Source organism: Alkalihalobacillus deserti, from assembly GCF_020734105.1.
Classification (GTDB): domain Bacteria; phylum Bacillota; class Bacilli; order Bacillales; family Bacillaceae_D; genus Halalkalibacter; species Halalkalibacter deserti.
Genome location: NZ_JAJAFR010000003.1, coordinates 474,484 through 487,869 on the forward strand (window position 1 = coordinate 474,484; position 13,386 = coordinate 487,869).

The following is a 13,386-nucleotide window of genomic DNA, read 5'->3' on the forward strand; positions in this document are numbered from 1 at the left end:
TGCTTTTTAAGAATTGCCATCAATATAAGAAGGACAAATATTTTATTAATCACCTGTTACAACTAATACCTTTCCGTATTGTAATGCTAATTCACATAAACTTTTCAGATAAATCGCAAAATCAATTATATCTGTTTGAGCAAATTTATCCTCTTCAAAAAGTTCGTATTTTATAACATAGCTCTTAATTAAATGACTAAAATCATTGTCTTGAAATTCTTTAATGATTGACTCACTAAGGTTTAAAAACTCATCTATTTCTTCGGCATAAGCAAAATTTGTCACTTCATATGGATCCAAGTTTAGTAATAAATCTATGTTTATAGAAAAATGCTTCTTATGCTGTAACAAAAAGTTACTTAATATATATTCAAAAACAACCGATATTTTTGAATAATCATTTTTTATATTATTAGTTAAACCAAAAGTCAAAGGCATTTCCTTCACCTCATTCTAGATACTTTTTAAACAATTTGTATATCATTTCTGTTATAACCATGGAACCTTTTAGATTAAAGATGAATGTTTTAAAGACATTACAATCCCTAAGCTTACAAAGAAAAAGCAGTTCCCTCACATTCACTATATAAAAAGAAGCGACTACCCTTTAATAAGCAATCGATGTTATGTGGTTTTAAATCCATCAGACTCTTTCTCTGTCCGTTGGAAGGAACTACGGGAAGTTTCTTTTTTTCTTTTTCTTTTCCAGCCAAGGGTCAATTTTCTTTTCATAAATTTTGATTCCAATATACCCATTCAATAACGCTGTAATAATAGCAATTATTAACATGCTTATCCCTGTTGTATCTTTTGTAATTATTGATTTTAGAACTGTAAAAATAATAGACAAACACACAGGGACAGTTATTCCAATCCAGGCGCTGACAAATAAAACAGGAATTAATATCTTCACATTTATCACCATCTTCATTTCTTCACTGGACATCAATAAGTAAAAGTAGCCACCAAAAAATAAAGGCAGCTACTAATTCCTTAAAATAATAATTATTTTATACTTTCGGCTATTTCCAGGAACATTTCTTTATTTATGTCGGGACCACCGCCTGAAAAGTCTATAAATAATCCATTTTGTTCCCAAGTTAAACCATAAAACATCTCCATATCGTAAAATATGGCTTCATTTCCGTTAATGATTACAGTCTCTCCATCCATTGCTTCATCATATGGCATTTCTGCATCTTCTCCTTCTGATGGAAAAACACTTAGCATAAACCCGTTTTCGAAGTCTTTGTCATAATTTAACATGATCATTTCCATTGATTCATCATATATACTTTGTGTTAACGAATAACCTTCTGGAATTTGGGTAACTTGTGGAATCGAAAAATCAACTTTTTCTTGAATTTCTTCAATACTCATTTCCTCGCCAAATGATCCTTCACCGAAATCTTCAACGGCATTCTCTCTTACATCTGCTGGGATTTCGATTGGCTCTATTTCGTTTATATTGGAAATATCATATCGCCCTTCAAGGTGCATCGGTGTTGTTGTTCCTTCTTCCACAATTTCAATATCCGTATTTATAATTTGAGCCATTTGCATAAATGTTTTTTTATCAATATGAATTTCAAGGTCCAAATGATTGACCTTTATTGACTGGACGAATTCATCCATTGCATCATCTGGTAAATTTCCCATTGATGATTGAACAAGGTCTTCAATCAACACGCTGTATTCATCACCTTGACCAGATAGGGTTAAGACGTACATATTATTTTCTTCGGTCATCTCGAATTGATCGCTAAACTGAACCAATTTATCCATTTGTTCCTTAGTAAGTTGGTCAAAATCGGTTACTCCCATTTCTTCAGGACTCATTTTAATCCAGTCACCAAACATGCTCATATACGCTTCATCTTCATGTACATAAGTCTCAAAATCCATAGTCATTCCGGGCATTCCCATTTTCATATCCAAATACATAGTATCTGGATTATGAGTAATATCGCCAGTTGCAACAAGAGTATTATCTATTTCCATTAAATTAAAATCCATATTCATTTCAATGGAATAACTGTTCAATGATTCTACTGCGGCACTAGCTCGACTTAACACATCGGTCTTATCAAGATTTCCTTGAGTACCACAGCCTGATAAAACGAAAGAAAATAAAAATATAACTAATATAGTAAATTGTTTCATAAGCAAGACCCTCCTTTGTTACTCGGTGCATGCAATACAATTTAATTTTTTACAGGTTTTAAATACACCAGGTATAATTTACCCTGTAATTTAAATCAAATACGGACTCTAGAAAACAATAAGGAGATTGCTGACTTTTTTTCTTCAAACTTTACATAAGAAAAATGCATCCCCTTTTATTTTGGGAAACGCATTTTTGTTAGTTATAGTCATAAATCATTTAGGTTTGTCAATTCTCCGTTAATCGCATTTACACCAAACTTACTATTAATTTCTCCACAAAGTAAGTATTTGTTTTGCTCAAAGTCATAAACATAAACGGGCTTTAGTTCCAACTTACTCTTAATGGCTGCATAGGCAGTATCTTTATTAATAGTAATGGCAGCTGACTCCTTAAAGCCCTCATACATTTCCATAAAATCTTTGTTATCCATATAATTGCAAACCTTTATTGTTTTTGTATCAATAAACAACCGAAGTTTCCTTATACTCACCCGCTCTACCTTATCTGTTTCTTTCAAGTTTGCAACGAAATAACCATTTTCTCGATGCAATGTCTTCAAAATCCACTTACCTGAATCATTATGATAGACATTACTTAAAAAGTCCTTCACAACATTTATACATCTTTCTATTTCCGTTGATGTGATTGGAAATAAATCAGGGTGTGGTACTAGTGAAAAGACTTGTTCAAGTGTAATTTCATCACTTAGGTCCAATGGCTTTCTCTTAAAAGATTTTCTTATAGAAGTATCCCAATGCATAACGTTATCTATTTTTATCTGCGAGCTTACGTCATAGAAAGGTATCACATGTGGTCGGTCATTGGTTACATATAATTCTTCAATACAATATACTGGCATGAACATCTTATGCTTCCTTGATGGGATTTCTACTAATTTTAATTGATTCTTTGTATGCTCCTCCAATTCATTGACTGTAAGGGAAAACTTCTCTTCTAGCACAGTTTCAGTAGAAGGAAAATGACCAAAATTAGAAAATAGGGTCAACTTATTTTCCTTATTGAAATTTACTCGAATGGATGCTGGCGGAAAAACGGTTACACCATGTATACATCCTCCAAAATGAAACTCTCTTTCTGCTTCATGCTGCAAGATAAATTGCTCCCGATATTTTAAGGCCATTTCTTTTTCAACCCATTTTATTATGTCATTTTGATCGTGAATCACAATTCCATTTACAAAAGATATATCACCAACAAAGATTACACTTTTGAATTGACGACTACTCACATCTATCTCTATAACAGCAGTACCTTCTGGATTAGAATCTTCATCCGCTATGTCAGTAATATGAGATGGGTACCATTCCATGCTTAAAATATAGACCGTTTCATTTAACATACTTACTTGCCGATAAAAGTGGTATGAATATAAGTAATAATTTTCTAATTTCCATTTGTTCTGCGTATAATCGACTAGCTCCTTTACCATTGTGTCCATAACTAAAATGCTCACTCCTGTTATTTAATACGACTAATATATCTCCTTGACTGCCTCACAGCATGGGTACCCCTAAAATGCTATCCATTTATGGCAAAGGAAGGTTTCAAAACAGCGATACTGTATCTATTGTTTTTTTCAATTATTTTTGGTTCAATACAGTATTTTCAAGAGGGAATTGAGATAACGCAAGAGGCAATGATTTCTATCTCTAAGGAATTTTCTCCAACTTTTTTTAAAAAACTTGAAAATACATTACCAATAGTTCTAATGATTACACTCATTTTGGTCTCCATAGTATGGTTTTGGATAGGAAAATTAATTAGTGCAATCATAGTTGGTTTTATCGGGAAGATATTTTCTTCAATCCAAAAGGTAAATACCCCTTTTAAGAGCCTGTTTATTATGGCTCTCTATTCATTAACACTTCCCTCCATTATAAATGTCATTTTGTTAGTGACATCTGGTGTTTGATTTTCCTTTTTATTTATACTATTTACTATCCGCAGCTTACCTGTGGTTTGGAGTAAAGAACTACAAAGTGCAATTTGAAAAATAATTTACAAAAAGCAAAGTCTGCTTTTTAATGATATTTCTAGAAGCAGACTTTATATTAAACTGTCCGGTACTTTAAGAATATTTCTGCACAATAGGAAAATTCAAACCTTTTCAAACCCCATGCCAGTAACAACAAAATGAGGACTATTATCTTTTCGATTTAAGAACCTCCAGTGTTCACTTTGTTCATCGTCTTCTGAACTATCAGGAAATGCTTCTAAACTATAACCGTGTGATAAAAACACCTTTAATCCTCCAAGATCATCAGAATCAATTTTTTGTACCTTAATTTCGCCTTTATTCTTTATAAAAGTTTTAATTCGCTCATCGAATCTATTTTTACCTTGTATATCCCAATAGAAGTTCTCAATATCTCCATTCCATTCCGAGCTTGGTGAATAGAAATCCCGTGAAGCAACAACAATTTTGTTATTCAAGGTAATTCTCCAGGAACATTGAATATGTAATGCGTACTCTGCCAATTCCTGAGTTTCCCCTCTTCTAACAATTTGAGTTATTTCCCCAAAACCCAGCGAAAATAGGTTAGAACTTCTCCCTGCATCCTGTAATTTTAATCCCACTAATTCTGAAATGATTACTTCTTTCATACACGTCTCCCTGCCTTGTATTATTATTTAAGAAGTGCCTCCTTTAGTTTAATAATTATTCGTTAGTTCTATTTCGTTTTCTGAACCACTCTATTCCTAACCATACTAATATAACTCCAATTATTATGAACATTATCCATCCATTTTTTCCATAGTTTTCTGGCTCAGGTTTATAAAGATAAGCATAAATAACCATTGTTATTAAGAAGAAAATTAAAGACCCTAATAATTTTTTTATCAAAAGACTCCCCCTTTATTTAAGGTTTTTATCTATTCACAGCAATCTGAGATTATAAAAGGGCACCGTAACATCAAAAAACCTATTTCATTATTATAAAAAGCGCAACAAAGAACAATATAATCCCTGTAATCATCATTATTGTTTTAGTAACCAAATATGGCAATCTTACGTAGAAACTCAAATTAGATTTTATATCCTTATCGTTTACTCCTTGGTATTTTTTCAGGCATATCATTTCATTTTTTGCTTTTTCATGTTTTACAGATGTATATAAATAAGACAATCTAAAGAACAACACTGATAAACCGATTATTACAATGCCAAATATAAGGTTAAATAGTTCCAAAAGAACACCTCTTAAAAAGTATTACTTTTTATTTTCCCCTCGTGCCAATGCTTTATTAAACACCTGCTTTAATATTTTGAAGAGGGGTTCCGCAATTATCTCTGTTTGCTCAAATAGTTCCTGCTTGTAAAAAACGAACATTAAACCAAAAATTGAAAGTTTTTAAGAGATATTATGATTTCGTAAAATCATTACTTTTCTTTATTTGAACATCTAAAAGCCTGTCGATATCTCTTTATAAGAGAATTTATCGACAGGCTCCAAGGAAAAGAAGGGCCTCTTTCATTCCGGAACTAACTGAGAAACAACTTTCCTATCCATTTCAATCTTTCTAACCACATATCAACCAATTCGATACCATTAATAAGGGTAATATTTAAGTCAGCAGCATATTGTCTAGCATTTTTATTAAAATCACTGGTAGTAACTCATACCACTCTCGACAGATTATTGTAAAAACCCTCAAACATTAACGCTGTGAAAGAAAACTTTTGTCAAAGCCTGCGCTTACCCTGGAAATATTACTTTATTTTCTTAATTTAACGAATAAACAAGAATATTACCAAATAATTGTAATAGTAAGATTTAGGGGAGTGATTATTATGAAAAGAATTATGTCAGTAAGTGATTTTAAATGGGTTATTATGAAAGTGTTAGAATCAGAGAGTTATTTAACGCTTTATAAGACTAGCTCTGATCATCTACTAACTTCTTCATTTTCAATCCCTGTATCATCCTGTTCGATAACTAAAAATGGAATTTAATTTAATGTAAATACGGGATATATTAATTTAGAGTTTAAGGATACCTCTGCTGGAGACACTTTAATTTACTTTTGGTTAAGAGAAGCTAAAGATAGCCCAAACGGATTGTGTTTGGATCTTGGAGAGATAAAGATATTTTGCAATACAAAGTACATATCACACCTATTAAAAGAAAATGATAGCGATGTAAATTATGCAATAATACATCGCAGGGATTCAGATATGGCACAAGCAATTAGAGAGGGTAGAAAGCTGTAAAACCGCCTCTAAACCAAAAACATTCACTAAAAAGTACATGTTTTATATTTTTGTTAAAAATAATAGGGTTTTAGCTATTCACTTTATAAATAAACAGGAGTTGCTTTAGTTATATGTATATTCAAATCTCTCCTAACTCTGATTTTTCCTTTGTTGTTACATAGTATCGTTGTACTACGCAGCAAGACTTTATTCGCCTTTCTTATTACACATAAGCACCCGTTAATTTGAGTATAATCCTTCACAATTTCTAAGAGGACAGCTAACAAAATATTTTACTTATCTCCATTTATTAGTGTTACAACCTCATCCAAATCGGTGGATTGGAGAACAATCCCTGACTCATCTAATACCAAGAAAGTAGGAAGTTCTTTAATACCCAGTATTTCTATTTCCTCTGAATTCAAAGAATTTGTTTTTAATGTTAATTGATTCACATTATCCATTTCTAATGTTTCCTGCAATTCATCGTACTTGTCACGTTGCCTTGCACCTTCACTAATTTCTTCAGAGTCTAATGAACCATCATAAAACTCGAAGAAAGCATACAGGTTGTACTCTTTATCGTCACCCATACTAGGTTTTACTTCTCGAAGTAACTCCAGTTTTTTTACGTCTTCTTTTGTCATTGTATCTCCTGATTCGCAACCTACAATCAAACCCAAACTTAACAACATTAAAATTAAATATTTCAAATAATACCTCCTCATCCATATCATAATGACACCTTAACATAATACGGAATTCAATTGGTTATTTTATGGAATGCTTTATTGCGCTAACCTGCCTCTTTACTTCCATAAGGGCAAGTCCTTTTCCTTCCTCAGTAATAAAATAAGACCAGCAGCTGCTGATCTTATTTCGTTTATTCCGTTAGTTCAATAAGGTCTTCATCTAATTTGATTTTCAAAAATAGCTAATTTCTTAAATTTCTTATCATAACTTTGTCGTTGAAGAAGATTATTTAACCAGAAATTTGCAATCTCTATATCCTTATTTTTAACAAACGTTTCAATAGCCTTTTTTAAATTACTGCTATAAAAAAATTTCTCGTCTTTCGATAATTCAAGTCCTTGTTGATAACAATTTGAGGCTTTACCGTAATCCCTCATTTTAGAATAAAGTTCCCCTAAATAAAAATAACCACTTGCAATTTCCTTTATGTTGAAACGTTGGTTTTTTACGGCGGATTCCATTGTTTGAATTGCTTTTTTTCTTAAAAATAAATCTTCATAAATGACTGCTCTATAAACATAATTATCATACTTTTTAAGTCTAAATAATGAAATAATCCCCATAAAAACACCTCTTTTCATGGTTCCTACATCCGACCTTCAGCAAGCAAAAGCATCCGTTACTTCAATAAGAAAAACGGCATCCCTTGTTGGAGTAATGCACCTGTTATCGTTTATCCTGTTAACTCCCAATACAAAAATAGTGAAAATAAACCTGCTAATAAAAAGCCGATTAAAAAGATAACTATTCTTTTCATAAGCATTGGTGATTGTTTATAAAAGTTATCAAACGGCAACTCGGGAGACCCTATCGGTCTTTTATTGTTAGAAGAGTATGGTGTACAAGCGATAAAAAGCAAGGAAACCAAATGCTGATAGGGAGTCGGATAGCAGCGTAGTACCAATGAAGTTGGGTAATGCCGATGGAGGAAAGGCTAGCTACCAGTTATCACCCTTACTAGGGACACATTTACTACACTCAGAGGTAGGAATAATAATGGAAACAAAACTAGTAAGGATAGCAGAATTAGCACAATCAGATCGTAAGAGATTCAGTCACGCACCCTTTACCTTAATAAGAACTATCTACCTAGTAATAAAAAAATACCAAATCCAATCAGCGATAGCCCAAATAATATTAATATTACTTTCATTAGCCAATAAGGAATTAGTTTTAGGATTAGAGTCAATAGAAACAATACAATTCCCTCCACAAACCCCGTACCACCGTAAGCTGCACTTCCTATATAATTCTCATCCTTATGTTCAGCATTGGTAAGTTTCAATCCCCAAATGATTAATCCAATACCAACCAAAATTAAAATTAATATTCCTATATACATCATTATTATCAAGCCCCATCCAAGCCGAAAAAATTTTATAAAGAATTATTTTTTGCTAATAGTATTATTAAAATAATACTTTAATACAATAACAAAAGGCGTTTGACCCTTGTTTAAGCAACGCCCCCTTTTGTTCAAAGACTTCTTTTATTTTTGTTATTCTTTAAACTAAAGTAGATGGTCAGAACTAATGGAATAATAAGTGGAATTATAATGAAAAATGTCAATGTCCAAGCTACATTTAAAAATAATTCAACGTTGCTACACCCTTGCGTTCCACATTCCGTAGCACGAAGTCCTCTTTCACTTATGGCTGAAAAATAACCTATTAGTCGTATTCCAAATAAGAAAAACCAAATTAACACTATACCTAGTATAATTGAAATTAATTTCATCCATACTTTCGCTCGTTCCATTCTCTGATACCCTCTATCCTTTTTAATTTTCATCTAAACTATTAGCTGGTTTAGTTTAATAAAAATCCTTGAAATGACACAAAAAATAGAAAAATAGACACGATTATACTAAGATATCCATACTCTTTTCGTTCTTTTTTAAATTCAATTAGTCCTACTATCAACATCAGCAAACCTGCAAACAACATCGTGTATGGTTGCAACCCGTAATTCTTTGTAATTAACCCATAACCAGACATAAAGACAACTATTACTGCCAAAATTATTCTTGATATTTTTAACAAGGGATGACTCCTTTTAATTATTTTTTAGTTTAAATTTGCCCAATTCTGATTTTTTCCTTTTTTAACGAAACTGCCGCGTTACTTCAATAAACAAATGGTGATGCCTAATTCAAGCATCGCACCCGTTCGTTAGGAGGGTTCAGTTTTCAAATGGTTTCCAGTTTGGATTACGTTCATCTTTTTCACTGGGTTCGCGATTTAAAAAACGTCCTTCTAAAAAACCTTTTTGATATTGTCGTAAAGAAGATTCATTTGCACCGCCTTTATAATCAGGGTCATTAAATTGTACATCGTCATCTTCCCAAAAGCAGATTTCACAAATCTCGTAAGTTCCAGGTGGTTTTGTTCCTAATGTTTTATAACCACAACATGGACAAAAATATTTGTTTTTTCTCATCTGTTTACCTTGCCCTGCTTTAGTCTTCAATTTTAAACAATCGCATCCGTTTTGTTTAAGTACAACATTTCAAGAATTGGTGGTAGGTGCAAATCAAAAGCCGTTATCAATTATCCTGCTTTTTTTTAAAACTCTCATCCACTTTTCGTACAATAAAAATGGACAGAAAAATCGTAACACCTACTAATATACTCCTAAGCATATCTTTTTCAGAAGGCACAGTAACCATAATTAAAATATTAGATACGGTTACTATTGATACTAATAATAAAAGTTGCTTGCCTGTACTCACAGGACGACCTCCTGTAACCGTCAAGTAGTTTTGAACACTTTTTGCTCATTAATTTTGAACACTTTTCGCTTGAAACAGAGATTCTCGATACTTAATTCTATGACTTGCTCCATCAAAATGAAGCACTTCAGAGCGATGGAGAAGTCGATCTAAAATCGCCGTTGTTATTCCTTTATCTCCTATTAATTCTCCCCACTCCTCAGGCCCTTTATTTGATGTAAGAATGATAGAACTTCGTTCATAAAGATGGTTAATTAGATGGAAAAACAAATTAGCTTCATTTTGATCCATGGCCATATACATGAGATCATCAATTATGATTAGGTCAGCTTCTCTAATTCTCTTCATTTTCAGTTGAGATTTCCGAAGGTATTCCTCACTTTTTAATAAAGGTACTAATTCTCCCATGGATACAAATGATACACGATGTCCTTTATGAATGGCTTCTAATCCTAAACCGATGGCTATATGCGTTTTGCCAACACCTGGCGGCCCCCAAAATAGTAGATTAAAAGATTGATCAAGCCAAGAGAGCTCTTGGAGCTGCCTTAATTGCCTCTTACTAAGTGATGGCATTTCTTTAAGATCAAACTCATCAATGCTCTTTTGATAAGGGAACTTTGCCCACTTCAAGTGTTTTTCAATCATTTTTTCCTCACGACGCTTTTCCTCATATGAAAGTAATTCTCGAAGAAACTCCTGATAGGTCCACGAGTGTGACTCTGCTTTCCTTAAAAAGGCAGGCAGCTCTTTTGATGTTTCGGACATCCTTAGATGATGCAATTGTTTTTGTAAACTCTCTACTGAGTATTCCAGCTTACACACCTCCTAAAATCTTAAGATAACCATCTAGTTCTCTAACGGATGCTTTCTCTTTATAATGAATGGAGGACATTTCTATTATCGGAATATTAGTTGGAAGTATCGCATTCTCATGATCTTGAATTCTTGCTAAATGTTTTACGACATCATGAAAATCGTTGGCACTCCACAAGGATTGTTTAATACAAATATCTAAGGCAGATTGAATAAATGGGTCAAAGTTCTTCACTGCTCTGTGTAAAATTTGTAGCTGGTCTCGTATGTATCTAGGATATCGCTTATCAATTTCATTAAGAAATATATGAATCTTTTCCTGATCATTAAAAGAGCCTTTTACAGTATCCATATATGCTTGGATTCCTTTTGACCTGTCTCTAGAGTGATTGGTATTCTTAATCAGTTGACCTTTTCCTCTGGTAAGAGGATGAGTAGCTAAAGGTACACCTCCAGGTGTCTTTTCGATAATAAGTTCTTCTTTATTAATTCGAATATAGACAGTATTTTCACCCTGAGGTTTATATGTTCCTAGTGGAACCGAATAACGATTAGATTGGTATTTGATAATATTGTCCTTATGGACAGTTCTTGTTATACTTGTTCCATGGTTACTCTCGAAAGAGAGTAGGGTGGAGACCTTTCGTAAATGTGGCTTTTCCAGGGCAAACACATCGATGGGTCTCTTTTTTATTGTATTGTGTATTTGATAGTTTCCTTTTCTATTAAGCCAAGCTAAACAATGCTCATTCCATGCATCGAGCTGATGAAACACTCGATTTTTTGCAAAGTTCCTTTTAATGAATTTCACAACATTTTCAATCTTGCCTTTAGATTCTGGATCTGTTGCTTTACATAAATAAACTGAAAACCCTCTTTGCTGTTTATAAGCTTGAAACTCTTCCGTATAAATAATGTCTCCTCCATTTTCGCTTACAGTCATCAGCTTATCTTGGTCATATACAATTTCGTCTGTCCTGCCTCCGTAATACTCAAATGCATTCTCATGACAACGTAAAACATCACGAGTAGTAAATGGCCGATCTTGCCATATCGCATACTTAAAACGTGAGTGGGAAAGTACAAAGGCAATTACATAGATTTTTATCCATTTCCCTTCAAATGTCCTAATTTTCATTTCTCCAAAGTCCACTTGCATTTGTTTTCCCTTTGGTAATTCTTCTATAGCTTCATAACTCCGAAATGTAACTGTTTTTGGTATGTGGTACTTTTCTCGCAATTCTCTAACGTAAGTACGAACAGTACTATCACCAACATCGGAAAAAGAGTAGCGTTCCTCTAACCAATCGGAAACTTGTGAAGCTGATAAATCAGGGTGCTCTTTTAACCAGCCTAGAATATGATCCTGAAAAGGATCCAGCTTTCGATTCCTTGTCTTCAATTCGTCCACCCACCTACAAGCTTCTTCAAAATCCCTTTCTAGATATTCATAAACTGTTGTTCTTGATAGATTGCATTTTCTCGCAATAGCTGCAACTTTAAAACCTTGTCTTTTCAATTGATGAACTTCAACAATCATTTCTAATTTCAACACCTTCTTGGCCCTCCATCATTTCAGTTATCTTCATACTTTCAAATTTTAATTGATTGGAGGTTATTTGAGCAGAAAGTGTTCAGTTTTATCGAGCAAAAACTGTTCAGTTTAGTCTAGCAGTTACACCTCCTTATTGGTAAACTCAAGGTATCCATTTTAACTCATCTTTTTATTTTATTTGATATTATGTTTTCTACCTAGCCTAAAAATTATGAAAGCTTCTTCCATTAACCTGACTTGTTAGCTCAACAAGAAAAGCTGCCCAGCAAAGGCAGCTCGAACTTCAATTAACGCACCCGATAGTTTAAGTGTAATAATCCACCAATCCACCAAACTTTATAGCCAATTAATGATAATATACCTTCATTATAGATTTAAAGGAAACAATCTAAGACAACTTTTAAGTTTTTCTATAAAAGCCAACCTTTGTATAACGAGGTTGGCTTTTATAAGCTTTTCAACCTAATTCAAATCGATCCTAACCTTCTCTAATTCAACAGGAATATTGGCACTCAATGATCCCATATTAACTCTTATTACATAGTCTTTTAAGTTAAAATCTTTAATTTTACTAATATCAAATGTGTTTGTAAATCGTAAGTCATCTTTATTAATTACTTCGACTGAGTGTTTAATCGGCTCCTGATAAATATCTTTTTCTGTTTCTTTAACTAGTATCACATCATTGCGAGCAATATTACTATAAAACAAGAAGTCTTGATCCATGTTATTACCATTATTTATTTGAAAATCAAAAATAATGTTCTTATCCTGAACGGTAATATTTTCTATTTCAACAGCTAAGTCTTGCCTTTCAGAATTAATTTCAACAGGAGTTCCTTCATCTAATTTAATAAAACGATCAGGTTCACTTAATGCCACTTTAGGTAGCACCTCTATATAACTAGTTTCTCCCTTTATTGACTGTGGAATAATACTTCTACCTTTAACAATAATTCTATTGTTCTCTTTGACAGTTTCTAGGTCAATTCCGTCTGAGGAGATATTGATTTCATTGCCTTGATCATCATAAGCCTCTAGTCGTACTTGATCATGTTTTCCTTCAATTGGAAAAGTAGCTGTATAGTTAATAGCAGTTGATGCTTTACCTTGAATAATTGAATCGAAATGAACATTTATTTCTGCAT

Annotated in this window: 17 protein-coding genes and 1 pseudogene; 1 reads left to right on the forward strand and 17 read right to left on the reverse strand. The window is 32.8% G+C overall.

Annotation, left to right across the window (positions count from 1 at the left end):
• Positions 1-45: 45 nt before the first annotated feature.
• From LDX58_RS08815 to LDX58_RS08830, 4 genes are all read right to left on the reverse strand, one after another.
• Positions 46-438 (reverse strand): hypothetical protein, encoded by a 393-nt coding sequence (locus LDX58_RS08815; RefSeq protein ID WP_227936445.1) that lies wholly within the window; start codon positions 436-438, stop codon positions 46-48.
• A 235-nt stretch (positions 439-673) separates the two neighbouring features.
• The gene (locus LDX58_RS08820) at positions 674-913 is read right to left on the reverse strand and encodes a hypothetical protein (RefSeq protein ID WP_227936446.1); all 240 of its coding nucleotides are present in this window, start codon (positions 911-913) and stop codon (positions 674-676) included.
• Positions 914-1,005: 92 nt separating this feature from the next.
• Entirely contained in the window at positions 1,006-2,163 is a 1,158-nt protein-coding gene (locus LDX58_RS08825) for a DUF4367 domain-containing protein (RefSeq protein WP_227936447.1), read from the reverse strand.
• A gap of 209 nt (positions 2,164-2,372) precedes the next feature.
• Positions 2,373-3,626 carry a hypothetical protein gene (locus LDX58_RS08830; protein ID WP_227936448.1) on the reverse strand — a complete coding sequence of 418 codons (1,254 nt, stop codon included), beginning with the start codon at positions 3,624-3,626 and terminating at the stop codon, positions 2,373-2,375.
• A 90-nt stretch (positions 3,627-3,716) separates the two neighbouring features.
• Here LDX58_RS08830 and LDX58_RS08835 point away from each other — a divergent pair, with 90 nt between their 5' ends.
• Complete coding sequence (locus LDX58_RS08835; protein ID WP_227936449.1) at positions 3,717-4,100, forward strand: DUF1189 family protein; 384 nt, start codon at positions 3,717-3,719, stop codon at positions 4,098-4,100.
• Positions 4,101-4,285: 185 nt separating this feature from the next.
• Here LDX58_RS08835 and LDX58_RS08840 read toward each other — a convergent pair whose 3' ends face one another.
• From LDX58_RS08840 to LDX58_RS08900, 13 genes and pseudogenes are all read right to left on the reverse strand, one after another.
• The gene (locus LDX58_RS08840) at positions 4,286-4,792 is read right to left on the reverse strand and encodes a hypothetical protein (RefSeq protein ID WP_227936450.1); all 507 of its coding nucleotides are present in this window, start codon (positions 4,790-4,792) and stop codon (positions 4,286-4,288) included.
• A gap of 55 nt (positions 4,793-4,847) precedes the next feature.
• Positions 4,848-5,033, reverse strand: coding sequence for a hypothetical protein (locus LDX58_RS08845; RefSeq protein WP_227936451.1), 186 nt, complete (start codon positions 5,031-5,033; stop codon positions 4,848-4,850).
• A 639-nt stretch (positions 5,034-5,672) separates the two neighbouring features.
• A pseudogene (locus LDX58_RS08850) lies at positions 5,673-5,807 on the reverse strand (restriction endonuclease); the annotation flags it as partial.
• Between the two features lie 869 nt (positions 5,808-6,676).
• On the reverse strand, positions 6,677-7,096 hold the full coding sequence (locus tag LDX58_RS08855; protein ID WP_227936452.1) for a hypothetical protein: 420 nt from the start codon (positions 7,094-7,096) through the stop codon (positions 6,677-6,679).
• Positions 7,097-7,291: 195 nt separating this feature from the next.
• Complete coding sequence (locus LDX58_RS08860) at positions 7,292-7,699, reverse strand: tetratricopeptide repeat protein (protein ID WP_227936453.1); 408 nt, start codon at positions 7,697-7,699, stop codon at positions 7,292-7,294.
• Between the two features lie 518 nt (positions 7,700-8,217).
• Positions 8,218-8,481, reverse strand: coding sequence for a hypothetical protein (locus LDX58_RS08865; RefSeq protein WP_227936454.1), 264 nt, complete (start codon positions 8,479-8,481; stop codon positions 8,218-8,220).
• 131 nt (positions 8,482-8,612) lie between these two features.
• Positions 8,613-8,894 carry a hypothetical protein gene (locus LDX58_RS08870; protein WP_227936455.1) on the reverse strand — a complete coding sequence of 94 codons (282 nt, stop codon included), beginning with the start codon at positions 8,892-8,894 and terminating at the stop codon, positions 8,613-8,615.
• 50 nt (positions 8,895-8,944) lie between these two features.
• Complete coding sequence (locus tag LDX58_RS08875) at positions 8,945-9,133, reverse strand: YczI family protein (RefSeq protein ID WP_308017484.1); 189 nt, start codon at positions 9,131-9,133, stop codon at positions 8,945-8,947.
• 184 nt (positions 9,134-9,317) lie between these two features.
• On the reverse strand, positions 9,318-9,575 hold the full coding sequence (locus LDX58_RS08880) for a CPCC family cysteine-rich protein (protein ID WP_227936488.1): 258 nt from the start codon (positions 9,573-9,575) through the stop codon (positions 9,318-9,320).
• 106 nt (positions 9,576-9,681) lie between these two features.
• Positions 9,682-9,867 (reverse strand): hypothetical protein, encoded by a 186-nt coding sequence (locus tag LDX58_RS08885; protein WP_227936456.1) that lies wholly within the window; start codon positions 9,865-9,867, stop codon positions 9,682-9,684.
• A gap of 48 nt (positions 9,868-9,915) precedes the next feature.
• Complete coding sequence (gene istB, locus LDX58_RS08890) at positions 9,916-10,683, reverse strand: IS21-like element helper ATPase IstB (protein ID WP_227936489.1); 768 nt, start codon at positions 10,681-10,683, stop codon at positions 9,916-9,918.
• Position 10,684: 1 nt separating this feature from the next.
• Positions 10,685-12,223, reverse strand: a complete 1,539-nt coding sequence (istA, locus tag LDX58_RS08895) for an IS21 family transposase (protein ID WP_227936490.1) — start codon at positions 12,221-12,223, stop codon at positions 10,685-10,687.
• Positions 12,224-12,700: 477 nt separating this feature from the next.
• Positions 12,701-13,386 (reverse strand): DUF5643 domain-containing protein (locus LDX58_RS08900; RefSeq protein ID WP_227936457.1); only part of this gene is annotated, 686 nt, incomplete at its 5' end.